Below are 24,191 nucleotides of genomic sequence, written 5' to 3' on the forward strand. Positions count from 1 at the left end.
GGGGAGGGAGCGGACCGGTGGGCGCGGTACGGATCGACGGGAACACACTGCGGTTGCGCGGCGGGGTGGCGGTGCGGTTCGTCCGCACGCTGCGACTGCCCGAGACGGGCACGCACCCGCTGCCGCCGGGGCTGGGCGAGTTCCCGGTCCGGCGGGTCGCCGACCACGCCGACCGGGTCCCCGGGGAGTGGCGGGCGCGCGGCGGCGTGATGCTGCCGGTGCACCTGCGCGAGGCGATGTGGCTGAGCTTCGCCGGTACGACGGAACCGGCCGCCCTCCAGGTCGGGGTGGGCAGGGTGTGCGCCGTGTCGGGCGGCCCGTGGAGCGACCGGCTGCGCCGCGACCCGCAGAACTACGTGGTGCTGCCCCGCCAGCCCTGGCTGGACGGCATCAACTCCGGCACCGGGACGGTCCGCCAGTTCGTCGCCGTGCCGCTCGGGCTCGGTGCGACCGTGGAGGGGCAGGTCACCGGCGAGGAGGTGTGGGGCGGAGTACAACTGCAGGCGTTCCCGCTGGGACAGGACGTGCTGGCCGGGTGGCGGCGCCGGGAGCAGGAGCGGCTGCGCGCCCGGCACCGGGCGCCCGGGGTGTCCGCCGGCCCCGGCGCACCGCCGCCGGCCCCCGGTGCCTTCGGGACGCCCGCGCCCGTGGCGGCCGCCCCCGGCGGGCCGCCGCCGCCCGCCCCGGCGGCGGCCGGGGCTCCCCCGCGGCGGGCGGCGGCCATGGGGCTGGGCGTCGGCGGCACGATGCGCCAAGAGGTCCACCAGGACGACCGGCCGCTCCCGGACTGGTCCGAAACGCCCGCCGGGCGGGTCTTCGTCCACCTCGTCGCACCCCCGCAGTGGCGCCGCATCACGGGCGAGGCGCCGCCGCCCTCGCCGGTGGACCGGGCGGCGTACACGAGGGCGGGACTGCCCTGGTACGACCACTACGACGAAGGGGCCGAGGACCTCGCTCCCGCCGAGGCCCTGACGGCCGTCGAGCCGGTGGGGGCGTGGCTCGGGGACGACCTGGACCCCTGGCAGCAGCCGTCCGCCGGCCAGGTGCTCCCGCTGGGGGACGCACCGGGCGAACCGGTCGAGGACGGGCAGTGGTGAGCGCCGGTCCCGTTGCGCACGACGCAACAGGTTTTGCCGCCCTTGCCTTTGACGGTGGGTCCGCGCCATGGTGGCGGTCACGGACGGGGCAACCGACGACCTGAGGTGAGGGATGGACACGGACGGGCGGGCGGCACGGGACCAGGGGCCCGCGGACGGCTGGAGCAGGCGCCGGTTCGTCGGGGCGGTGGCGGGCACGGCCGCCGTGGTGGTGGTGCCCTCGCCGGCGGCCCCGCCGGCGGGCGGCGCACCGGCCCCCGCCGGGCGGCCGGCCGCCGTGCCGCCCCGCGGGTCCGCCGGCCCGCGTCCGCTGTACGTCGGCACCTACACCTCCACCGACGGCGGCGGCGCCGGCATCGGCCTGGCCTCGTACGACCCGGCGACGGGCCGGATCACCGGCTCGGGGACGCTCACCGGGATCCCCGACCCGTCGTACCTCGCGGTCCACCCGGACGGCCGCACGCTGTACGCGGTGGATGAGCGCCAGGACGGTGCCGTGACCGCCGTGCGGACGACGGACCGGCGGATCCTGGGCAGCCGGAGCACGGGCGGGGCGGGCCCGTGCCACCTGTCGGTGCATCCCGGCGGGCACTGGCTGCTGAGCGCCAACTACACCTCGGGCAGCGTCGCGGTGCACCCCATCGACGCCTCGGGCGCCCTCGGCGAGCGCACCGCCCTGGTCACGCACAGCACCCCGCCGCCGGGCCCCGGCCAGCAGGGCCCGCACGCGCACCAGTTCCTCACCGCGCCCGGCGGCGGTCACGTCCTCGCCGTCGACCTGGGCACCGACACCGTCTACAGCTACCGCCTCGACACGGCCTCGGGCACCCTCACCGAGGTCGCCCGGGCCCGCACCCGGCCCGGCGCCGGACCGCGCCACCTGGCCTTCCACCCGGGCGGGCGGTACGCCTACCTGGCCAACGAGGTGGACGACACGGTCGCCGTCTGCGCCTACGACCCGGCCACCGGCGGCCTGACGATCGGTGAGCCGCAGGCCACGGGCTCGCAGGGGGGCACCAACTACCCGGCGCAGTTCCTGGTGACCGCGGACGGCTCCCACGCCTTCCTCGCCAACCGCGGCCACAACAGCATCGCGCGCTACGCCGTCGAGGCGGACGGGGCCCGGCTGCGGCTGCTGGACACGGTGCCGGTGGCCGGGGACTTCCCGCGGCAGATCGCGTTCTCGCCGGACGGCCGACTGCTGTTCGCGGCGAACCAGCGGTCGGGCACGGTCAGCGTCTTCCACGTCGACGCCGCGAGCGGTGAACTCCACCTGGCGGGCGAGCCGTTCGCGTCACCCGTCGCCGTCTGCGCGCTGCCGCTGTAGGGCGCGGGGGCAGGCGGCGCCCGCCCGGGCCAGCAGCGCGTGCAGGCGTTCGGTGAGCTGCGCGACGTCGTCGGCGGGCGTGTGGAACGGCAGCCGTACGTCGCCGTGGGCGCGGGTGCGTTCGACGCGCAGGGTGAGGCCGTGCCGGTCCACGGCGAGGGGCACCACACGGGTCGCGGCGTGCAGGCTCCCGGGACGCACCAGCCGGGTGAGCCGCTCGACGGCGTCCGGGTGGGCGCCGGCGAGGTGGGTCAGCAGCCGGGCCTCGGCGCCGGCCAGCGGGTCGGGCCGGGCGGCGGTGAACTCGTCGGGGCCGACGAGCACGGTACCGGACGGCTGCCGCAGCACCACCCGGGTGGGCCGCAGGCGCAGCGGGCCGCCGTCGGCCGGGGCGAACCGGCCGGCGAGCCACAGCCGGGCCCGGATCCGCTGCCGCACCGGGACGGGGGCCACGTCGGCGAACTCCAGCACGGCGGACGGCCCCCCGCGCGGGGCGCGCGACGCGGCTGCGCGCAGGGGGCTGTCGCCGGGCAGGTCGAGGAGCACCTCGCCGTCGCCGGTCACCGAGTGCGCGCCGAGGTGCTCCTCGCGGACGCCGTCCGCGGTCACCGAGCACGACCACGCGGCGACCGGCACCGAACGCGCCCGTTCCCCTGCGCCGGGTCCGGCCGCCCGGTCCTGTGTGTCACCCATCCCCAGACCTCCTTAGGTAAGCCTTGCCTAACTTAGCCGAGATGTGCGCGCACGCCAACCGCCCCCGCAGCGTGCGCGGGCGTGACCGACGGTCCCGGGCGGCCGCCTACGCGAGGACGCCCAGCAGGGCGCGCGCACACAGGTCGCGCACCTGTTCCCCGGTCAGCTCGTCCTCGCGCAGCCACTCCAGGCAGACGGCCGTGGTGAAGGCGAGCCAGCCGCGCACGGCCAGCCGGACGTGCGGGGCGGTCCCGAAGCCGGGGCCGAACTCGGGGTCGGCCGCCAGCGCGGCGAGGATCTGCCGCTCCTGGGCGGCCAGGGCGCACCGGTAGGCGCGGCGCACGGCCTGGTCGCCCGCCGCGTCGGCGCGGTGGAAGGCGCGGAAGCCGTGCGCGTGGGCCCGGACGTAGGCGAGGTAGGTGTCGAGGCCGGCCGCGAGTTGTTCGCGCACCGGCATCCCGGGCACCGCCGCGGTCATGCGCAGCATCCGCCCGCTCTCGCGCTCCACGACCGCGGCGAAGAAGTCCCGCTTCGTCGGGAAGTAGTGGTACAGCAGCCCCCGGGAGACCCCGGCGAGCCCGGCGACCCGCTCGATGCGCACGTCGTCGTAGGGGCTCTCCGAGAACAATCGGGCCCCGACCGACAGAAGCTGTTCACGGCGCTCCTCGGTGCCGAGTCTGCGCCGGGCGCGCTCCCCCTGGTTCGCGGCCATGCGCTCACCTTACTTGACGCCGGTTCAACGGGCGGACCACACTGGAACGCGCTATTGAACACGCGTACAACACGCGGGTCGCAGGTCAACCGTCGGCTGGGTCGAGGGAGATCGCGTCATGGCGGAGACGACGGGGACCGGGTTGCCCAAGGGGTTCCGGGGCGCCGAGCAGGGCTGGCCCGAACTGCGGCGCATCCCGCACCCGCCGCACCGGGTGCCGCTGCTCGGCGACGTGCTCGGTGCCGACCGGCACCGGCCGCTGCAGGACTCCATGCGCCTCGCGCGCCGGCTCGGCCCCATCTTCCGGCGCCGGGCCTTCGGCAACGAGTTCGTGTTCCTGTGGGGTGCCCGGCTGGTCGCCGACCTCGCCGACGAGACGCGGTTCGCCAAGCACGTGGGCCTCGGGGTGGCCAACCTCCGTCCGGTCGCCGGGGACGGCCTGTTCACGGCGTACGACCACGAGCCCAACTGGCAGTTGGCGCACGACGTCCTCGCGCCCGGTTTCAGCCGGGAGGCCATGGAGGGCTACCACGGGACGATGCTGGCGGTCGCCGCGCGGCTGACCGGCCGCTGGGACCGGGAGCTGGCCGCCGGGCGGACGGTGGACGTACCCGGGGACATGACCAAGCTGACGCTGGAGACGATCGCGCGGACCGGGTTCGGGCACGACTTCGGCTCGTTCGAACGGGACCGGCCGCACCCCTTCGTCACCGCGATGGTGGGCACCCTCACCCACGCGCAGCGGCTGAACAGCGTACCCGTGCCGCTGGTGCCGCTGCTGCTGCGCGGCGCCGCCCGCCGCAACGCGGCCGACATCGCCCGCCTCGACCGCACGGTCGACGAACTGGTCGCCGCCCGGCGCCGCTCCGGCGGCGGGGACGGCGACCTGCTGGACCGCATGCTCCGCACGGCCCACCCCCGGACCGGGGAGCGGCTGTCGGCGGAGAACGTCCGCAGGCAGGTGATCACGTTCCTGGTGGCGGGCCACGAGACCACCTCGGGCGCGCTCTCCTTCGCCCTGTACCACCTCGCCCGGCACCCCGGGATCGCCGCCAGGGCCCGCGCCGAGGTGGACCGGGTCTGGGGCGGCACCCCGGAGCCCGGCTACGACCAGGTCGCCAGGCTGCGCTACGTCCGCCGGGTGCTGGACGAGTCGCTGCGGCTGTGGCCGACCGCGCCCGCCTTCGCCCGGGAGGCCCGGCAGGACACCGTGCTGGCCGGCGAGCACCCGATGCGGCGCGGCGCCTGGGCGCTGGTGCTGACGCCGATGCTGCACCGGGATCCGCAGGTGTGGGGCGAGGACGCCGAACGGTTCGACCCCGACCGGTTCGAGGCCCGGGCCGTACGGGCCCGCCCCCCGCACACCTTCAAGCCGTTCGGGACCGGCGCGCGGGCCTGCATCGGCCGCCAGTTCGCGCTGCACGAGGCGACGCTGGTCCTCGGCCTGCTGCTGCGCCGCTACGAGCTGCGGATCGACCCGGCCTACCGGCTGCGGGTCACCGAGCGGCTGACACTGATGCCGGAGGGACTGCGCCTGCGCCTGGAACGGCGCCCGGTGCCCGCGACCGCGCCCAGCGCGGCGGTCGCGGCAGCGGACGACGGCGCCGGATCAGCCGCGCGCCGCCCAGTGCACGGGGCGGGTGACTGACCCCGGCAGCCGGGTGCCGACGCTGCCGCGGGCCGCGTTCAGCTGGGGCTGGGTGAGGAAGAAGGCGCCGGTGAGATCGGCGTCGCTCAGGTCGGCGTCACGCAGATCGGCGCCGATCATGTCGGCCGCGCGCAGGTCGGCGCCGGTGAGGTCGGCGGCGATGAGGCAGGCGCCGCGCAGGCTGGCACCGCGCAGGTCGGCGCCCCGCAGCCGGGCGCCGAAGGTCCGCGCCCCGGCGGTCCTTCGCCCTGCCCTTCGCGCCCTTCCTGCCCTTCGCGCCGGCGGCGTCCGCGCGGATCAACTCGCTGGTGCGCAGCAGGAGGACGTTGACCTCCCGCCGGTGGGCGGCCACGTCCAGCGCGACCAGTGCCCCGGGGGTGCGCAGGCTGAGCCGTTCGGTGCGCTCCCGTGCCCGGCGCAGGTCGGCGTGGACGGGCCGGGCGGCGTCGAGGCCGAGCGCCTCCGTCAGGTACCAGAGCAGCTCGTGCAGCTGGCGGACCACGGGGAACACGTCGAACATCCGCCGCGCGCGCTCCGCGGACCCCGAACGCCAGTCCTGCCCGCCGAAGGTGACCTGCGAGACCTTCTGCCCCGCACCGAAGCAGTCGTAGACCGTGCAGCCGGTGAAGCCCCGCTCCCGCAGGCCGGCGTGGATGCCGCAGCGGTGGTCCTCCCGCAGGTTCGGGCAGGCCCGGCCCGCGGGTTTGTCGAGGGCGAAGTCCGCCGAGACCGCGAAGGGCAGGGCGACGCAGCACAGCCCGAAGCACTGTGCGCACTCGCCGCGCAGCCCCGAGCGGTCGGTTGTCTGATCCGGCATGGCGCCCAGCCTACTGATCCGCACCGCTCCCCCTCCTGCCGGCCGGGGGACGCGTCCCGGCGGTCGTGGCGCCCGTGACCGGCAGCGGCCCGCCCTCTCCGGCACCCGGGCCCCGCGCCCGTCGGCGGACCGTCCGCGGGGACCGTTCACACCTCGTCGCGGGCCAGTGCGAGCAGGCGGTCCAGGACGCGGGGGGCACCGGTGCGCAGGCCGTCGTGCTCGTACTCGTCGGTGACCCAGGTGCGCAGGCCGCGGACCGCGCGGGCCGTGCGCAGGGAATGCCCCGCGTCCACGAACATGTCGTCGTGGTAGACCACCGCGGCGGCCGGGACCTCGTTGGCGGCCAGGCGCGCCGGGTCGTACAGCGGTTCCCAGTCGGTGCGGGCGGCGAGCAGGCCGGCCGTCTCGCCGAGGGGGCGCAGGGCCGGGTCGGTGTCGAACGTCCAGGGGTGGACGCTCTCGCCGGTGAACAGCACCGGCGCGTCCCCGGCGAGCGCGCGCAGGGCCCGGCCGAGCCAGGCCTGCCGGCCGACGAACCGGTTCGCCCCGAAGCCGGGGCCGCCCTCCAGCTACAGCAGCCACGGCAGGTCCCGTCCCGTCCTGTCGTCCGCGACGACCTCCCGGGCGAACAGCTCGACGGTCTCGCCGCCGGGGTCGGCGTGGTCGAGGGGGACGGTGAAGTGGCGGTCGGTGAGGACGACGCCGGGCCGCCGGTAGCTGAGGCTCAACGGGTCTCCCGGGACGAGGGGGAAGGGACGGCTCCCAGTGGAGCACACGGACCGTCGCCGGCCGGTCCGCGGGCCGGGGACCGGCCGGCGGACCGCGGCTCAGCGGGCGACGAGGCTGGAGCGGCGCACGACCAGCTCGGGCTGGAGCACCACGCGGCGGTGCTGGTGCCCGGTGGCCCGGCCCTGCTCCTCGGTCTCCTCCAGCAGGAGTTCGGCGGCCAGGGCGCCCATGGTCACGGCGGGCTGGCGCACGGAGGTCAGCGGTACGGCGGCGGCCGCGGCGAACTCGATGTCGTCGTAGCCGACGATCGCCAGGTCGTCCGGGACCACCACACCGGCCGCGTACATGGCCTGGAGCACGCCGAGGGCGAGCAGGTCGTTGGCGCAGAACACGGCGGTGGGCCGGTCGGCCAGGCCGAGCAGGCGCGCGCCCGCGTCCCGGCCGGCGGCCACGTCGAGGCGGTCGGTGGGCAGTTCGCGCAGCGCGTCGGGGCCGAGGCCGGCCTCGGCGAGCGCGCTCAGCGCGCCGGTGCGGCGGTCGCGCACCTGGTTGAGGCCGGGCGGTCCGCTGACGTAGGCGATCGAACGGTGCCCGGCGTCCACGAGGTGGCGGACCGCGAGGGCCCCGCCGGCCACGTCGTCGACGGACACCGAGCACTCGGTGGTGCCCTCGGCGACCCGGTCGACCAGCACGAAGGGGATGCCGTGCCGGCGGAACACCGCGATGTTCCGGCCGGTGGCGTCGGCCGGGGTCAGCAGCACGCCGCGGACGCGCTGTTCGGCGAACAGGGACAGGTACTCGGCCTCCTCGGCCGCGTTCTGGGCGCTGTTGCAGATCATCACGCCGAGTCCGGCGTCCCGGGCGGCCCGCTCGGCGCCGCGAGCCACGTCCACGAAGAACGGGTTGCCCATGTCCAGCACGAGCAGGCCCATGATCCGGCTGCGGCCCGCGCGGAGCTGGCGCGCGGACTCGCTGCGGACGTAACCGAGCCGGTCGATCGCGGACAGCACCCGTGCACGGGTCTCGCCGGCCACGGTGTCCGGGCGGTTGATGACGTTCGACACCGTGCCCACGGAGACTCCGGCGGCGCGGGCGACGTCCTTGATACCCACCGACTGGGCCATCGGGCAGGGACCTCCAGGAAGACGAGGGGCGGCGGGTGCGTGGAGGGGGATCCTCACGGGGTGGTCCTCACCGGGGAAAGGACCTTCACATTACCGTCAGGGGCGGCGCGGCGGCCCCGGCCGGACGGGCCGCGCAAAGTCCGCGGCCCGCGGCGGCGGGGGCGGCGCGCCGGGACGGAGCACCCGCCCGCCGGGCGGGATGGTGCTCCGCCCCGCTCCCCCTCGTGGCGCGGGGCCCGGGACCGCGGCCCGTGGGGTGCCCGGCGCGGCGCCACGAGGTGCGGCTCCTCGGGGGGTTCAGGCCAGGTGGAAGACCTCGGCGAGCGGTTTCATGGCCTCGTCGGGCCGGGCGCCGTCCGGTGACTCGAAGAACGGCGCCATCTCCGCCTGCCAGCGGGCGTTGACACCGGTGGCTTCCATGCCGGCCCGGGCCGCGGCGAAGTCCTCGGTCTCCAGGTAGCCGACGAGCAGGCCGTCCTCGCGCAGGAACAGTGAGTAGTTGCGCCAGCCGGTCGCCCGCAGGGCGTCGAGCATCTCCGGCCAGACGGCCGTGTGCCGCTCGCGGTACTCGTCCAGGCGCTCCGCCCGGACCTTCAGCAGGAAGCACACGCGTTGCATCAACGGGCCCCTTCGGCCTAGAAGTTGAACCGGTCGATGTTCTTCGCGTCGAACACGGTCGGCTTGCCCAGGTCGACCACGCCGTTCTTGCCGAGGGTGTACGTGGTGGAGCCGGCCTTGAAGGTCTCGCCCTCCTTGCCGGTGATCTGCCCGGACGCCAGGGCCACGGCGGTGCGGGCGGCGAGGGCGCCGAGCTTGGCCGGGTCCCACAGCTCGAAGGCGTCGACGGTGCCGTTCTTGACGTACTTGCGCATGTCGTTGGGGGTGCCGAGGCCGGTCAGCTTCACCTTGCCCTTGTACTTGGAGCCGGACAGGTACTGGGCGGCGGCCTTGATGCCGACGGTGGTCGGGGAGATGATGCCCTTCAGGTTCGGGTGCTCCTGCAGCAGGCCCTGGGTCTGCTGGAAGGACTGCTGGGCGTCGTCGTTGCCGTAGGCGATTTTGACGAGCTTGACGTCCTTGTACTTGGGGTCCTTCAGCTCGTCCTTCATGTAGCCGATCCAGGTGTTCTGGTTGGTCGCGGTCTGCGCGGCCGACAGGATCGCGATCTCGCCCTTGTAGCCGATCTGCTGCGCGAGCAGCTGCACCTCGGTACGGCCCAGGTCCTCCGCGCCGGCCTGCGAGACGAAGACGTTGCGGCAGCCGGGGTTGGTGTCGGAGTCGTAGGTGACGACCTTGATGCCGCCGCTCATGGCCTGCTTGAGGGCGGTGCACAGGGCTCCCGGGTCCTGCGCGGAGACGGCCATGGCGTCGACCTGCTGCTGGGTGAGCGTGTTGACGTAACTGACCTGTCCGGAGGTGTCGGTGGCGCTGGAGGGTCCCACCTCCTTGTAGGACGAGCCCAGTTCGGTGAGGGCCTTCTGGCCGCCCTTGTCGGCGGTGGTGAAGTAGGGGTTGTTGACCTGCTTGGGCAGGAAGCCGACGGTCAGGCCCTTCTTGGTGGCGGCGTTCGGGTCGGCCTTGCCGGCGGAGGCGGCCGATCCGCCGTCGTCCTTGACGTCGTGCTTGGTGGTGCCGCCGCAGGCGGTGGCGGCGAGGGCGAGGGTGGTGACGGCGGCGAGGGCGACGCCGGCGCGGCGGACGGAGGACGTGCGCATGGAGGATTCCTTTACGGGGGTGAGCGGGACGGGGGTCACGGCGTCGGTGTCGAGGTGACGGCCCTGCGGCCCCTCGCGACGGAGATCTGGCGTGCGACCCGGGGGCCGAGCACGGACACCACGAGCAGCACGCCGGTGACGACGATCTGCGACTGGGCGGAGACGTTGAGCAGGCTCATCACGTTCTGCAGCACGCCCAGCAGGAACACACCGGCGATCGCGCCGCCGAGCGTGCCCCTGCCGCCGTCGAAGTCGATGCCGCCGAGCAGCACGGCGGCGACGACGGACAGTTCGAGGCCCGTGGCGTTGTCGTACCGGGCGCTGGCGTAGTGCAGGGCCCAGAAGACACCGGTGAGCGCGGACATGAGGCCGGTGGCCACGAAGAGCAGGAGCTTGGTCCGACGCACCCGGATCCCGGCGAACCGCGCGGCCTCCTCGCTGGCGCCGACCGCGAACAGCGAGCGGCCGAACGGGGTGGCGTGCAGGACGACGACGGCGATCGCGAGCAGGACCAGGAAGGGCAGGAAGGCCTGCGGCAGGAAGGTGCCACCGAGCCGGCCGGCGGCGAAGTCGAGGTACCGGCCGGGGAAGTCGGTCACCGCGTCCGAGCCGAGCACGATCTGCGCGATGCCCCGGTAGGCGGCGAGGGTGCCGATGGTGACGGCGAGGGAGGGCAGCCCGAGCCGGGTGACGAGCAGGCCGTTGACCAGCCCGCAGACCACGCCGAGCAGCAGGCACAGCGGGATGATCGTCTCGATGGTCATGCCCTCGTTCCACAGCTTGCCCATCACCGCCCCGGACAGCCCGGCGGTGGAGGCGACCGACAGGTCGATCTCGCCGGCGACCACCAGCAGGGTCATCGGCAGGGCGATGAGCGCGATCGGAAGCGTGTTGCCGATCAGGAAGGACAGGTTGAGGGCGTTGCCGAAGCCGTCCACGCATCCGAACGACAGCAGCAGCAGGACGATCAGGAGGGCGCCGACGACCGTGTCCCAGCGGATGGCGCGCGTCAACGACTCAGGCACCGGCGTTCTCCTTGGTCAGGGCGGTCTTGCGGCGCGCCGACTTCTTCTTCAGGGCGGTGGCCACCCGCAGTGCGACGATCCGGTCGACGGCGATGGCGAGCAGCAGCAGGACGCCGTTGATGGCGAGGACCCATACGGAGCTGACGCCGAGCGCGGGCAGCACGCTGTTGACGGAGGTGAGCAGCAGGGCGCCGAGGGCCGCGCCGTAGACGCTGCCGGAGCCGCCGGTGAAGGCGATGCCGCCGACCACGACCGCGCTGACGACGGTGAGTTCGTAGCCGTTGCCGGTGCCGGAGTCGACGTTGCCGAAGCGGGCCAGGTACAGCGCGCCGGCGAGCCCGGCGAGGGCGCCGCAGAAGGTGTAGGCGGTCAGGATCCGCTTGCGCACGGGGATGCCGGCGAGGCGGGCGGCCTCCGGGTTGGAGCCGAGGGCGTACAGCTCCCGCCCGCTGCTGAAGTGCTTGAGGTAGTAGGCGGTGGCGACCAGGACGACGAGCGCGATCAGGGCGAGCCAGGGGACCGCCGCCAGGCCCTTGGAGCCGAAGTCGACGAAGCCGCCGGGCAGGTCGGCCGCGGTGATCTGCCGGGAGCCGACCCAGATGGAGTCGATGCCCCGGATGATGTACAGGGTGCCGAGGGTGACGACGAGCGCGGGCACCTGGCCGAGGCTGACGAGCAGGCCGTTGAGGAGGCCGAAGCCGACGCCGAGCAGGACCGCGAGGAGCAGCGCGACGACCGTGTCGCCCCCGCCGCGCAGGTAGGTGCCGGCGGCGAAGGCGCTGATGCCGAGGGTGGAGCCGACCGACAGGTCGACGTTGCGGGTGACGACGACCAGGGACTGGCCGGTGGCGACCAGCACCAGGATGGTGGCGTTGAGGAGCAGGTCCTTGACGCCCTGCTCGGACAGGAACTCGCTGTTGCCGGCCTGGGTGACGGCGATCATCGCGAGGAACACGACGAGGATGGCGAGTTCGCGCATCTTGAAGACACGGTCCACCAGCCGGGTGCCGCTGGTCGCGGACACGTCGGCGGGCGGGGCGTGATCGGGTGCGGTCACCGTCATGCGGCGGCCCTCCTGGACAGGGGCCGCGCGGCGGCCCTCACGGCGGTTGTCGTCCTCATGCGGCGGCCCTCCCGGTGGCGGCGGCCATCACCGTCTCCTCGGTGGCCGCCTCGCGCGGGATCTCGGCGGTGATGCGGCCCTCGTGCATGACGAGCACGCGGTCGGCCATGCCGAGGATCTCCGGCAGGTCGGAGGAGATCATCAGGACGGCGACCCCGTCGGCGGCCAGTTCGCTGAGCAGGCGGTGCACCTCGGCCTTGGTGCCGACGTCGATGCCGCGGGTCGGCTCGTCCACGATCAGCACCTTCGGGCCGGTGGCGAGCCACTTGGCGAGGACGACCTTCTGCTGGTTGCCGCCGGACAGGGTGGCGACGGCGTCGGCGATCCGGGCGTACTTCACCTGCAGCCGCACCGCCCAGTCCAGGGAGCGGCTGCGTTCGGCGCCCCGGTCCACCAGGCCCGCCCGCACGGTGGTGCGCAGGCCGGTCAGGCCGATGTTCCGCTCGATGGACATGTCCATCACCAGGCCCTGGGCGCGCCGGTCCTCCGGGACGAGGGCGAGTCCGGCGGCCATCGCGGTGGAGGGCGCGCCCCTGGTGAGCCCGCGTCCGTCGACCTCGACCTCGCCGGCGTCCCACCGGTCGACGCCGAAGACGGCCCGGGCCACCTCGGTGCGGCCGGCGCCGACGAGTCCGGCGAGACCGACGATCTCACCGCGGCGCACCTCGAAGGAGACGTCGGTGAACACCCCTTCGCGGGTCAGCCGCCGCACGCTCAGGGCGACGTCGCCGGGGCGGACGTCCTGCTTGGGGTACAGCTCGTCCAGGTCGCGGCCGACCATCCGGCGGACCAGGTCGTCCTCGGTCATGCCGTCGAGGGGTTCGGAGGCGATCCAGGCGCCGTCCCGCAGGGTGGTCACCCGCCGGCAGATCTGGAAGATCTCCTCCAGGCGGTGGGAGATGAACAGCACCGCGGCCCCCTGGTCGCGCAGGGTGCGCACCACGCCGAAGAGCCGGGCGACCTCGCTCCCGGTCAGGGCGGCCGTGGGTTCGTCCATGATCAGGACGCGGGCGTCGAAGGAGAGCGCCTTGGCGATCTCCACGATCTGCTGGTCGGCGATGGACAGCCCGCGGGCGGGCCGGTCGGGGTCGAGGTCGACGCCGAGCCGCTTCATCAGGGCGGTCGTGGCCGCGCGGGTGGCCTTGTGGTCGATCCGGCCCAGAGTCCGGCGGGGCTGGCGGCCCATGAAGATGTTCTCGGCGATCGACAGGTCGGGGAAGAGGGTGGGCTCCTGGTAGATGACGGCGATGCCGGCGTCGCGCGCGGCGCCCGGGCCGTCGAAGACGACGGGCTCGCCGTCGAGCAGCACCTGCCCGGTGTCCGGCCGGTGGACCCCGGCGAGGGTCTTGATCAGGGTCGACTTGCCCGCGCCGTTCTCGCCCGCGAGGGCGTGCACCTCGCCAGGCAGCAGCTCCAGGGAGACGTCCCGCAGGGCGCGCACGGCGCCGAACGACTTGGAGACGCCCGTCAGCGCCAGCACCGGGGTGGGTCCCGTGTCGGGCGGGTGGGTCATGGGGGCTCCTAGACGACACCGGCGGCAGCACCTCACGGCGTCATGAAAGGTTTCAACTGGATTGCCGGGACGTTAGGCACCGCAGGGTTGTCGCGTCAATGGTTCCGTGTCGAAAAACTTCCGAAAGCTCTAGGTCACGGACGGGTCACGGGAAGAGAGCACCGGCGGATCGCTTGACACCCATCCGGGGGGCTCATAACTTGCCGTCCTGAAACGTTTCACGCATTCCAGCGTTCCGACCCACCCCACACCTCAGGAGTCCCGAAGTGACCGACCTCGCCGCGGTGAAGGCCGCGCTCAAGACCCAGGCCGTCGAGACGCCGTCGTGGGCGTACGGGAACTCCGGGACGCGCTTCAAGGTGTTCGCGCAGGCCGGTGTGCCGCGCTCGCCCTGGGAGAAGCTCCAGGACGCCGCGAAGGTGCACGAGTTCACGGGCGTGGCGCCCACGGTCGCCCTGCACATCCCGTGGGACGCGGTGGACGACTACGCCGCGCTCGCCGAGTACGCCGGGGAACGCGGCATCGGGCTGGGCGCCGTCAACTCCAACACCTTCCAGGACGACGACTACAAGCTGGGCAGCATCTGCCATCCGGACGCGGGGGTGCGCCGCAAGGCCGTCGACCACCTGCTGCGGTGCGTCGACATCATGGACGCGACCGGCTCCCGGGACCTGAAGCTGTGGTTCGCGGACGGGACCAACTACCCCGGCCAGGACGACGTGCGCACACGCCAGGACCGGCTGGCGCAGGGGCTGACCGAGGTGTACGCGCGGCTCGGCGACGACCAGCGCATGCTGCTGGAGTACAAGCTCTTCGAACCGGCCTTCTACACGACGGACGTTCCCGACTGGGGAACGGCGTACGCGCACTGCCTCAAGCTCGGGCCGAAGGCGCAGGTCGTGGTCGACACCGGGCACCACGCGCCGGGGACCAACATCGAGTTCATCGTGGCGACGCTGCTGCGGGAGGGCCGGCTCGGCGGGTTCGACTTCAACTCGCGCTTCTACGCCGACGACGACCTGATGGTCGGCGCCGCGGACCCGTTCCAGCTGTTCCGCATCATGTACGAGGTCGTCCGGGGCGGGGGGTTCACGTCCGAGGTCGCGTTCATGCTCGACCAGTGCCACAACATCGAGGCGAAGATCCCGGCGATCATCCGCTCCGTGATGAACGTCCAGGAGGCCACGGCCAAGGCCCTGCTGGTGGACCGGGCGGCGCTGGCCGCCGCGCAGGCCTCGGGGGACGTGCTGGGCGCCAACGGCGTGCTGATGGACGCCTACAACACGGACGTGCGGCCGCTGCTGCGGGAGGTCCGCGAGGAGATGGGGCTGGACCCCGACCCCATGGCCGCGTACGCGCGGTGCGGCTGGGCCGAGCGGATCGTCGCCGAGCGGGTCGGCGGGGAGCAGTCGGGGTGGGGCGCCTGAGCGCCCGCCCGGTCCCCGCCCGCCACGGGCCGCGTGCGGCCGGCCGCTCCCGCACCACGGCCCCGCGCCCCTGATCCTCCGACCGTCTCTCCAGTAAGGACCGCATCGCCATGGCAACCCATCCCGAAGCCGACGCCCTCCTCGCCCGTTCGCACCGGCTCGGTGCCGATCCCCGCAACACCAATTACGCCGGCGGCAACGCCTCCGCCAAGGGCACCGGCACCGATCCCGTCACCGGTGGGGACGTGGAGCTGATGTGGGTGAAGGGGTCCGGCGGCGACCTCGGGACGCTCACCGAGGCGGGCCTGGCCGTGCTGCGGCTGGACCGGCTGCGGGCGCTGGCCGACGTCTACCCCGGCGTGGAGCGCGAGGACGAGATGGTCGCCGCCTTCGACTACTGCCTGCACGGCAGGGGCGGGGCGGCCCCCTCCATCGACACCGCCATGCACGGGTTGGTCGACGCCGCGCACGTGGACCACCTGCACCCCGACTCGGGCATCGCCCTCGCCTGCGCGGCCGACGGGGAGGAGCTGACCGCCGAGTGCTTCGGCGACTCGGTGGTGTGGGTGCCGTGGCGGCGGCCCGGGTTCCAGCTCGGCCTGGACATCGCCGCGGTCAAGGAGGCCAACCCGCGGGCCGTCGGGTGCGTCCTGGGCGGACACGGCATCACCGCCTGGGGCGACAGCTCCGAGGAGTGCGAGCGCAACTCGCTGCACATCATCCGCACCGCCGAGGCCTTCCTGGCGGCCAGGGGCAGGGCCGAGCCGTTCGGCCCGGTGATCGAGGGCTACGGGGCGCTGCCCGAGGCCGAGCGGCGGGAGCGGGCCGCGGCCCTCGCGCCGTACGTCCGGGCCATCGCCTCCCGGGACCGGGCGCAGGTCGGTCACTTCACCGACTCCGAGGTCGTCCTCGACTTCCTGGCCCGCACCGAGCACCCGCGGCTCGCCGCGCTCGGCACCTCCTGCCCGGACCACTTCCTGCGCACCAAGGTCCGCCCCCTCGTCCTCGACCTGCCGGCGACCGCCCCCGTCGAGGACGCGGTCGCCCGGCTGGCGGAGCTGCACGCCGCGTACCGCGAGGAGTACGCCGCCTACTACCGGCGGCACGCCGAACCGGACTCCCCCGCCATGCGCGGCGCCGACCCGGCGATCGTGCTCGTGCCCGGCGTGGGCATGTTCTCCTTCGGCAAGGACAAGCAGACCGCCCGGGTGGCCGGCGAGTTCTACGTCAACGCCGTCAACGTGATGCGCGGGGCCGAGGCCGTGTCGGCGTACGCGCCGATCGAGGAGGCGGAGAAGTTCCGCATCGAGTACTGGGCCCTGGAGGAGGCCAAGCTCCGGCGGATGCCGAAGCCGAAGCCGCTCGCCGCGCGGGTCGCCCTCGTCACGGGGGCCGGCAGCGGGATCGGCAGGGCGATCGCACACCGCCTGGCCGCCGAGGGGGCGTGCGTCGTCGTCGCCGACCTGGACGGGCGCAACGCCTCGGCGGTCGCCGAGGAACTGGGCGGTCCCGACAGGGCCGTGGCCGTCACCGTCGACGTGACCGACGAGGAGCAGATCGCCGCGGCCTTCAGGGCGGCCGTACTGGCCTTCGGCGGGGTCGACCTGGTGGTGAACAACGCGGGCATCTCCATCTCCAAGCCGCTGCTGGAGACGTCGGCGAAGGACTGGGACCTGCAGCACGACATCATGGCCCGCGGGTCCTTCCTGGTGTCGCGGGAGGCGGCCCGGGTGATGATCGCGCAGCGGCTGGGCGGCGACATCGTCTACATCGCCTCCAAGAACGCCGTCTTCGCCGGCCCGAACAACATCGCCTACTCCGCCACCAAGGCCGACCAGGCCCACCAGGTGCGGCTGCTGGCCGCCGAGCTGGGCGAGCACGGGATCCGGGTGAACGGCGTCAACCCGGACGGGGTGGTGCGCGGCTCGGGGATCTTCGCGGGCGGCTGGGGGGCACAGCGGGCCGCCGTGTACGGGGTTCCGGAGGAGAAGCTGGGCGAGTTCTACGCGCAGCGGACCATCCTCAAGCGCGAGGTGCTGCCCGAGCACGTGGCGAACGCGGTGTTCGCGCTCACCGGCGGCGAGCTGACCCACACCACCGGACTGCACGTCCCCGTCGACGCGGGTGTGGCGGCCGCGTTCCTGCGATGAGCACGGGAACCAGGGCGTACGCCGCCGTCGACCTGGGCGCCTCCAGCGGGCGGGTGATGGTCGGCCGGGTCGGCCCCGGCCTGCTGGAGCTGCGCGAGGCGCACCGGTTCCCGAACCGGCCGGTGCGGCTGCCCGAGGGCCTGCGCTGGGACGTCCTCGGCCTGTACGCGGGGGTCCTGGAGGGACTGCGCGCGGCGGGCCCGGTGGACTCCGTGGGCGTCGACAGCTGGGCCGTGGACTACGGGCTGCTGGACGCGGACGGCGCCCTGCTGGGCAACCCGGTGCACTACCGCGACGCCCGCACGGAGGGGATCGCGGAGAAGGTGTGGGCCACCGTGCCGGCCGGCGAGCTGTACGCGGCGACCGGGTTGCAGCACGCCCCGTTCAACACGCTGTACCAGCTGGTCGCGGCCCGCTCGGCCGACCAGTTCGCGCACGCGCGGCGGCTGCTGCTGATCCCCGACCTGCTGACGTACTGGCTGACGGGCGAGCAGGGCACCGAACTGACCAACGCCTCCACCACCCAGCTGATCGATCCCCGCACGCGCGACTGGTCGTACGGGGTCGCCGAGCGGCTGGGCATCGACCTCGGCCTGTTCGCGCCGCTGCGCCGCCCCGGTGATCCGGCCGGTGCGCTGCGGCCGGAGGTGCTGGCCGGGACCGGACTCGACGGACCGGTACCGGTCACCGCGGTGGGCTCGCACGACACCGCCTCGGCGGTGGCCGCGGTCCCGGCCGGCGGCGAGCGCTTCGCCTACGTCTGCACCGGCACCTGGTCGCTGGTGGGCCTCGAACTGGACGCGCCGGTGCTCACCGAGGAGAGCCGGGCCGCGAACTTCACCAACGAGCTGGGCCTCGACGGCACGGTCCGCTACCTGCGCAACATCATGGGGCTGTGGCTGCTCCAGGAGTGCGTCCGGGCCTGGGGCGACCCGGACCTGGGCGCGCTGCTGCGGGAGGCGGCCGCGGCCCCGGCCCTGCGGTCGGTGGTGGACGCCGGCAGCGAGGCGTTCCTCGCACCGGGCCGGATGCCGGAACGGATCGCCGAGGCCTGCCGGGCCTCGGGGCAGCCGGTGCCGCTCACGCGGGCCGAGACCACCCGGTGCATCCTCGACTCGCTGGCCCTGGCCCACCGACGGGCCCTCGCGGACGCGCAGCGGCTGGCCGACCGTCCGGTGGACGTCGTGTACGTGGTCGGCGGCGGCACCCGCAACGCACTGCTGTGCCAGCTGACCGCCGACGCCTGCGGACTGCCGGTGGTGGCGGGCGCCACGGAGGCGGCGGCCCTCGGCAACGTCCTGGTGCAGGCCCGCGCGCACGGCCTGGCCGGTGACCTCGCCGACATGCGCCGGCTGCTCTCCCGCACCCAGCCGCTGACCCGGTACGCGCCCCGGGGCGGCACCGCGCCCTGGCGCGCGGCGGAGGAACGGCTCGGCGCGCGGTGAGCGGCCCCCTCCCGCCTGCGCGGGCGGCTCCGCCCGCCCGCGTGGCCCGGCGCGCGTGCCGCACTAGGCTCGACTCCGCGAAGGTGCCCCCGCCCCCGTCCGCCCCCCACCCCGCCCCCACCCGCCCGACGACCGACCCCGAGGAGCCGCGATGCGTGTCGCCCTGTTCCTGACCTGTGTCAACGACACGCTCTATCCGGACACCGGCCGCGCCGTGGTGCGCCTGCTGACGCGGCTGGGCGTCGAGGTCGACTTCCCGATGGCCCAGACCTGCTGCGGACAGGCGCACTACAACACCGGCTACCGGCACCAGAGCGAGCCGCTGGCCCGGCACTTCGCCGAGGTCTTCGCCCCGTACGAGGCGATCGTGACCCCGTCCGGGTCGTGCGGGGCGATGGTGCGCGAGCTGTACCCGCGCCTGGGCGAGCGGGCCCGGGCCGAGGGACGCGGGGACACCCTGGCGGCCGTCCTGGCCCCGGTGGTGCCCAAGACGTACGAGCTGACCGAGTTCCTCGTCGACGTGCTCGGGGTGACGGACGTGGGCGCCCACTACCCGCACAAGGTGACCTACCACCCCACCTGCCACGGCCTGCGGGGCCTCGGCCTCGGCGACCGCCCGCGCCGGCTGCTGCGGGCGGTCCGGGGGCTGGAGCTGGTCGAGCTGCCGGGCGCGGAGGAGTGCTGCGGCTTCGGCGGCACGTTCGCGGTGAAGAACGCCGACGTCTCGGCGGCGATGGGCGCGGACAAGGTGCGCAACGCGCGGTCCACGGGCGCCGAGGTGCTGTGCGCGGCCGACAACTCCTGCCTGATGCACATCGGCGGCACGATGAGCCGGCTGCGGACGGACCTGCGGCCGGTGCACATCGCGGAGATCCTGGCGAGCACGGAGGAGGACCCGGCGGCATGAGCACCACGTTCGTCGGCATGCCCGGGTTCCCGCAGGCGGCGCGCGAGGCCGTCGGCAACCCGGTCCTGCGCGGCAATCTGCGGCACGCCACGCACACCATCCGGGCCAAGCGGGCCAAGGCGGTCGCCGAGGTGTCCGACTGGGCCGAGCTGCGGGAGGCGGGCAAGCGGATCAAGGACCACACCCTGCGTCACCTCAACCGCTACCTGGAGCAGCTGGAGGAGTCCGTCACCGCCGCCGGCGGCACCGTCCACTGGGCGGCCGACGCCGACGAGGCCAACCGGATCGTCACCCGGCTGGTCAAGGAGACCGGCGAGAGGGAGGTCGTCAAGGTCAAGTCGATGGCCACGCAGGAGATCGGGCTCAACGAGGCCCTCGAGGCGGAGGGCATCCGCGCCTACGAGACCGATCTCGCCGAACTGATCGTGCAGCTGGGCAGGGACCGGCCCTCGCACATCCTGGTCCCGGCCATCCACCGCAACCGGGGCGAGATCCGGGACGTCTTCCGCACCGAGATGGGCCGGTGGGGCCGGCCGGCTCCCGAGGGACTGGGCGACACGCCCGCCGAACTCGCCGAGGCGGCCCGCCTGCACCTGCGGGAGAAGTTCCTGCGGGCCCGGGTCGGCATCTCCGGCGCCAACTTCATGGTCGCCGAGACCGGCACGCTGGTGGTCGTGGAGTCCGAGGGCAACGGGCGGATGTGCCTGACCCTGCCGGAGACGCTGATCTCGGTCGTCGGGATCGAGAAGGTGGTGCCGGCCTGGCAGGACCTGGAGGTCTTCCTGCAGACGCTGCCGCGCTCCTCGACGGCCGAGCGGATGAACCCGTACACGTCGATGTGGACCGGCACCGCCGACGACGACGGTCCGCGCGCGTTCCACCTGGTCCTGCTGGACAACGGCCGCACCGACACCCTCGCCGACGAGGTCGGCCGCCAGGCGCTGCGCTGCATCCGCTGCTCGGCCTGCCTGAACGTGTGCCCGGTGTACGAGCGGGCGGGCGGGCACGCCTACGGCTCGGTCTACCCGGGCCCGATCGGCGCCATCCTCAGCCCCCAGCTGCGGGGCACGGCGAGCGCGATCGACGCCTCCCTGCCGTACGCGTCCTCGCTGTGCGGGGCGTGCTACGAGGTGTGCCCGGTGGCGATCGACATCCCCGAGGTGCTGGTGCACCTGCGGGAGCGGGTCGTTCAGGGCGGTCCGGCGGTCCGGGAGGGCAACAAGGTGGTGCTGAAGCCGGCCCGGGGGCACGCGGCCGAGCGGGCGGCGATGCGGGCGGCCCGCTGGGCGCTGGCCCGCCCGGGCGCGCTGCGCGCGGGGCAGCGGCTCGCCTCGCGCACCCGCCGGCTGCACCCGCGCACCCTGCCGGGCCCCGGCCGGGCGTGGAGCGGGACCCGGGACCTGCCGGCCGTGCCGGCGGAGCCGTTCCGGGACTGGTGGCAGCGTACGCACGGGGGGAAGGACGCCACATGAGCAGCAGGGAACGGATCCTGGGCCGGGTGCGGCGCGCCCTCGCGGACGTGCCGCGGGACGACCGGCCCTACGCGCAGGCGGTGGGCCGGGACTACCTGCGCGAGCACGGCGGCCGTACGGCCGGGCAGAACGTGGACCTGCTGGCCGAGAACCTGGCGGACTACCGGGCCGTCGTGCACCGCTGCGCACGGGCCGAACTGCCTTCCCTCATCGCCCGCCTGCTGGCGCGGCGCGGGGCGGGCACGGTGCTCGTGCCGCCGGGAGCGGCATCGCGGTGGTTGGCGGAGGCGGACGTGGTGCGGGTCGCCGACCGGCCCGGGAGCACCCCGGCCGAGCTGGACCGGGTGGACAGCGTGGTCACGGGCTGTGCGGTGGCGGTCGCCGAGACCGGCACGATCGTCCTGGACGGCGGCCCGGACCAGGGCCGCCGCCGCATCAGCCTGGTGCCCGACCACCACATCTGCGTGGTGCGGGTGCCCTCCCAGGTGGTCGCCTCCGTGCCGCAGGCCCTCGCCCGCCTCTCCCCCACCCGCCCGCTGACCTGGATCTCCGGTCCGTCGGCCACGAGCGACATCGAGCTGGACCGGGTGGAGGGCGTCCACGGGCCGCGGACGCTGGAGGTCGTGCTGGTGGACTGACGGGCTGGGCGGGCCGCTGCCGGTGGGGCCCGCCGGGTCCGGCGGGACCGGGCCGACCGGGGCGGTCCCCCGGGCCCGTCCCTCGCGGCACGCGGTGGGCGGGGAGCCGGAGGAGGCGGGCCGGTGCGGGCCCGTCCGCCCCGATCGCGCCACCGGGTACGGCCGGCCCGGGGCAGGGGCCGCGGACCCGGGTCACGCCGGAGGTGTCCGGGGTGCCGGACGCCGGACGCGGCCGGGCCGTGGGCACCAGCCGTGGGCACCGCTCGTGGTGGCCGCTCGTGGTGGCCGCTCGTGGTGGCCGCTCGTGGTGGCCGCTCGTGCCCGGGTGGCCGGCCGGAACCCGGCCTCCGCCGGCCCGGTCGCCGGGAAACCGCCGAACGGACCCGGACGACCGGGTGCGGCGGCGGCAGGGGGGCCGGTGAGCGCGTCACCGGTCCCCCCTCCCGCCGCCCCGGGGCCCGCCGCGCCTACACGCGGCCCGTCGTCCCCCGCGCGGACACCTCCGCCGCGGGCCCGGCCGGCCCCGCGGCCGCCCCGGCCGGGAGCGGCGCGGTCCGGCGCGGGATGAACGCGGCCACGAGCAGGGCGAGGAGCGCCGCGCCGGAGCCGATGGCCATGACGACCTTGAAGCCGTTCTCGGAGGGCAGCCTTACCGTGCCGAAGGACGTGGTCATCTGGGCGAGGATCACACCCGCGACGGCACTGGCGGTGGAGGTGCCGATGGACCGCATCAGGGTGTTGAGGCTGTTGGCGGCGGCCGTCTCGGACGGGTCCACGGCGCCCATGATGAGCGCGGGCATGGCGCCGTAGGCGAAGCCGATGCCCGCGCCGATGACGCAGGAGGCGACGAGCAGCTTCCAGACGGCGTCCATCATCACGACGCTGAGCCCGTAACCGGCGGCCACGATCACCGCGCCGCACATCAGGGTCACCTTCGGGCCCCACTTCCTGGAGATGACGGCGGACACGGGCGCCATCGCCATCATGACCAGGCCGGTCGGGGCCATGACCAGGCCCGCGTCGAGCAGCGACTTGCCCAGTCCGTAACCGGTGGCCCGGGGCAGCTGCAGCAGCTGCGGGAGGACGAGGGACATGGCGAACATGGAGAAGCCGAAGGCGACCGAGGCGAGGTTGGTGACCAGGACCTGCCGGCGGGCGGTGGTGCGCAGGTCCACCAGGGGCTGCTTCGCGCCGAGTTCGTAGCGGCCCCAGGCGAGCAGGGTGACGACGGCCGCCGCGAAGAGGCCCAGCGTGGTGCCGCTGCCCCAGCCCCAGTCGGCGCCCTTGGAGATGGCGAGCAGCAGGCAGACGAGGCCGGCGGCCATGCCGAGGGCGCCGGGCAGGTCGAAGCGGCCACCGGTGCGCACCGCCGACTCGGGGACCAGCAGCAGGACGAGGACGGCGGCGACGACACCGAGGCCGGCCGAGGTCCAGAAGAGCATGTGCCAGCTGAAGTGGTCGGCGATGAGCGCGGCCGCGGGCAGCCCGAGGGCGCCGCCGACACCGAGGGAGGCGCTCATCAGCGCGGTGGCGGAGCCGAGCCGTTCGGCGGGCAGCTCGTCGCGCATGATGCTGATGCCGAGCGGGATGACGCCGGAGGCGAGGCCTTGCAGCGCCCGGCCGACGATCATCGGGGCGAGGGAGTCGCTGAGCGCGGCCGTGACCGAGCCGATGACCAGCATGGCCAGGCTGGCCAGCAGGATCAGGCGCTTGCCGTACATGTCGCCGAGGCGGCCCATGACGGGCGTGGCGACGGCGGCCGCCAGGAGGGTGGCGGTGACCGCCCAGGCCGCGTCCGAGGCCGGGGCGTGCAGCAGGTGCGGCAGTTCGGGCACGATCGGGATGACCAGGGTCTGCATCAGCGAGACCACGATCCCGCCGAGGGCCAGCACGACGACGACGACGTTCGGGCGTGCCGCGGCGGTCTCCCCCGTCTCGGCGGGCCGGGGTTGCGCAGGGGACATGATCGGGCCTCCACGAAGAACACACGGTCTGACGGTCGACCCGAATGTAGGTCAGTTGATTGACTTAAGCAAGCAGGATGGGGGCGGCCCCGCCCCTCCGGTCCGGGGCCCGGGGCCCCGGACCGGACCCCGGACGGGTGTGCGGGGAGGACCGCGGCCGGCCCCCCCGCGGCCGGACCCGTTCGGCAGCGGCGGCGGGCGGCCGCTAGGTTGTCCGGCACGACGTTCACCCCGATCGTCGGCGCCGACCTCGCGCTCGCCCGCGGCACCGAGACCCGGCTGCCCCTCGAACCCGATTTCGAGTACGGCGTGCTGGCCATGTCCGGCGAGGTGCACGTGGACGGCGTACCGGTGCTGCCGGGCTCGATGCTCTACCTCGGCTGCGGCCGGGACGAGCTCCCGCTGCGCGTCGAGTCGGACGCCGGGATCATGCTGCTGGGCGGCGAACCGTTCGCCGAGGAACTGCTCGTGTGGTGGAACTTCGTCGCCCGCTCCCAGGAGGAGATCGTCCGGGCGCGCGAGGACTGGATGCGGGGGAGCCGTTTCGGCAGGGTCGAGGGCTACGACGGGGCCCCGCTGCCCGCACCGGAACTGCCGCCCGTGCCCCTGAAGCCGCGGGGAAGGGTGCGCTGACCTCCGGAACCCGGACGTCCGGCCCACTGCGG

18 protein-coding genes and 3 pseudogenes are annotated in these 24,191 nt (G+C 74.5%); 10 read left to right on the top strand and 11 right to left on the bottom strand.

The window, feature by feature from the left end; genetic code table 11:
* Positions 1-17: 17 nt before the first annotated feature.
* Together QQY24_RS03710 and QQY24_RS03715 are read left to right on the top strand one after the other, a co-directional pair.
* Entirely contained in the window at positions 18-1,097 is a 1,080-nt protein-coding gene (locus tag QQY24_RS03710) for a hypothetical protein (protein ID WP_301971220.1), read from the top strand.
* Positions 1,098-1,209: 112 nt separating this feature from the next.
* Entirely contained in the window at positions 1,210-2,424 is a 1,215-nt protein-coding gene (locus QQY24_RS03715) for a lactonase family protein (RefSeq protein ID WP_301971221.1), read from the top strand.
* Here the strand turns inward: QQY24_RS03715 and QQY24_RS03720 are convergent.
* Both QQY24_RS03720 and QQY24_RS03725 read right to left on the bottom strand, forming a co-directional pair.
* A complete protein-coding gene (locus tag QQY24_RS03720; RefSeq protein ID WP_301971222.1) occupies positions 2,392-3,117 on the bottom strand; it encodes a DUF2470 domain-containing protein in 726 nt (241 codons plus the stop codon). The genes QQY24_RS03715 and QQY24_RS03720 overlap by 33 nt on opposite strands.
* Before the next feature lie 106 nt (positions 3,118-3,223).
* Positions 3,224-3,829, bottom strand: coding sequence for a TetR/AcrR family transcriptional regulator (locus tag QQY24_RS03725; RefSeq protein ID WP_301971223.1), 606 nt, complete (start codon positions 3,827-3,829; stop codon positions 3,224-3,226).
* A 118-nt stretch (positions 3,830-3,947) separates the two neighbouring features.
* Between QQY24_RS03725 and QQY24_RS03730 the strand changes: the two genes are divergently transcribed.
* Positions 3,948-5,477: a cytochrome P450 gene (locus QQY24_RS03730; RefSeq protein ID WP_301971224.1), complete on the top strand. Its 1,530-nt coding sequence runs from the start codon at positions 3,948-3,950 to the stop codon at positions 5,475-5,477.
* On the opposite strand, the pseudogene QQY24_RS03735 reads toward QQY24_RS03730, so the two are convergent.
* From QQY24_RS03735 to QQY24_RS03770, 8 genes and pseudogenes are all read right to left on the bottom strand, one after another.
* Positions 5,439-6,294: pseudogene (locus tag QQY24_RS03735) on the bottom strand (pentapeptide repeat-containing protein). The gene QQY24_RS03730 and the pseudogene QQY24_RS03735 overlap by 39 nt on opposite strands.
* Before the next feature lie 146 nt (positions 6,295-6,440).
* Positions 6,441-7,022, bottom strand: a pseudogene (locus QQY24_RS03740) (hypothetical protein).
* 99 nt (positions 7,023-7,121) lie between these two features.
* The gene (locus QQY24_RS03745; RefSeq protein ID WP_301971225.1) at positions 7,122-8,147 is read right to left on the bottom strand and encodes a LacI family DNA-binding transcriptional regulator; all 1,026 of its coding nucleotides are present in this window, start codon (positions 8,145-8,147) and stop codon (positions 7,122-7,124) included.
* A 297-nt stretch (positions 8,148-8,444) separates the two neighbouring features.
* Entirely contained in the window at positions 8,445-8,765 is a 321-nt protein-coding gene (locus QQY24_RS03750; protein ID WP_301971226.1) for an L-rhamnose mutarotase, read from the bottom strand.
* Positions 8,766-8,782: 17 nt separating this feature from the next.
* Positions 8,783-9,862 carry a rhamnose ABC transporter substrate-binding protein gene (gene rhaS / locus QQY24_RS03755; protein WP_301971227.1) on the bottom strand — a complete coding sequence of 360 codons (1,080 nt, stop codon included), beginning with the start codon at positions 9,860-9,862 and terminating at the stop codon, positions 8,783-8,785.
* Positions 9,863-9,897: 35 nt separating this feature from the next.
* Positions 9,898-10,887 carry an ABC transporter permease gene (locus tag QQY24_RS03760; RefSeq protein WP_301971228.1) on the bottom strand — a complete coding sequence of 330 codons (990 nt, stop codon included), beginning with the start codon at positions 10,885-10,887 and terminating at the stop codon, positions 9,898-9,900.
* Complete coding sequence (locus QQY24_RS03765) at positions 10,880-11,950, bottom strand: ABC transporter permease (RefSeq protein ID WP_301971229.1); 1,071 nt, start codon at positions 11,948-11,950, stop codon at positions 10,880-10,882. Before QQY24_RS03765 ends, QQY24_RS03760 begins: the two co-directional genes overlap by 8 nt.
* 55 nt (positions 11,951-12,005) lie before the next feature.
* The gene (locus tag QQY24_RS03770; RefSeq protein ID WP_301971230.1) at positions 12,006-13,523 is read right to left on the bottom strand and encodes a sugar ABC transporter ATP-binding protein; all 1,518 of its coding nucleotides are present in this window, start codon (positions 13,521-13,523) and stop codon (positions 12,006-12,008) included.
* Between the two features lie 266 nt (positions 13,524-13,789).
* Between QQY24_RS03770 and rhaI the strand changes: the two genes are divergently transcribed.
* The 6 genes from rhaI (at position 13,790) to QQY24_RS03800 (ending at position 21,562) form a co-directional block, all read left to right on the top strand.
* Positions 13,790-14,950 carry an L-rhamnose isomerase gene (gene rhaI, locus QQY24_RS03775; RefSeq protein ID WP_301971231.1) on the top strand — a complete coding sequence of 387 codons (1,161 nt, stop codon included), beginning with the start codon at positions 13,790-13,792 and terminating at the stop codon, positions 14,948-14,950.
* 110 nt (positions 14,951-15,060) lie between these two features.
* On the top strand, positions 15,061-17,100 hold the full coding sequence (locus QQY24_RS03780; protein WP_301971232.1) for a bifunctional aldolase/short-chain dehydrogenase: 2,040 nt from the start codon (positions 15,061-15,063) through the stop codon (positions 17,098-17,100).
* Positions 17,097-18,545 carry a rhamnulokinase family protein gene (locus QQY24_RS03785; RefSeq protein ID WP_301971234.1) on the top strand — a complete coding sequence of 483 codons (1,449 nt, stop codon included), beginning with the start codon at positions 17,097-17,099 and terminating at the stop codon, positions 18,543-18,545. The genes QQY24_RS03780 and QQY24_RS03785 overlap by 4 nt, the downstream gene beginning before the upstream one ends.
* Before the next feature lie 151 nt (positions 18,546-18,696).
* Complete coding sequence (locus QQY24_RS03790) at positions 18,697-19,452, top strand: (Fe-S)-binding protein (protein WP_301971235.1); 756 nt, start codon at positions 18,697-18,699, stop codon at positions 19,450-19,452.
* Positions 19,449-20,924 carry a LutB/LldF family L-lactate oxidation iron-sulfur protein gene (locus QQY24_RS03795; RefSeq protein WP_301971236.1) on the top strand — a complete coding sequence of 492 codons (1,476 nt, stop codon included), beginning with the start codon at positions 19,449-19,451 and terminating at the stop codon, positions 20,922-20,924. The genes QQY24_RS03790 and QQY24_RS03795 overlap by 4 nt, the downstream gene beginning before the upstream one ends.
* Positions 20,921-21,562 (top strand): lactate utilization protein C, encoded by a 642-nt coding sequence (locus QQY24_RS03800; protein ID WP_301971237.1) that lies wholly within the window; start codon positions 20,921-20,923, stop codon positions 21,560-21,562. Before QQY24_RS03795 ends, QQY24_RS03800 begins: the two co-directional genes overlap by 4 nt.
* Positions 21,563-22,029: 467 nt before the next feature.
* Here the strand turns inward: QQY24_RS03800 and QQY24_RS03805 are convergent, their stop codons facing one another.
* A complete protein-coding gene (locus QQY24_RS03805) occupies positions 22,030-23,526 on the bottom strand; it encodes an MFS transporter (protein ID WP_301971238.1) in 1,497 nt (498 codons plus the stop codon).
* A 216-nt stretch (positions 23,527-23,742) separates the two neighbouring features.
* Between QQY24_RS03805 and QQY24_RS03810 the strand changes: the two are divergent.
* A pseudogene (locus QQY24_RS03810) lies at positions 23,743-24,159 on the top strand (pirin-like C-terminal cupin domain-containing protein); the annotation flags it as partial.
* Between the last annotated feature and the right edge of the window lie 32 nt (positions 24,160-24,191).

Source organism: Streptomyces sp. TG1A-8, assembly GCF_030499535.1.
In the GTDB taxonomy this organism is placed as follows: Bacteria; Actinomycetota; Actinomycetes; order Streptomycetales; family Streptomycetaceae; genus Streptomyces.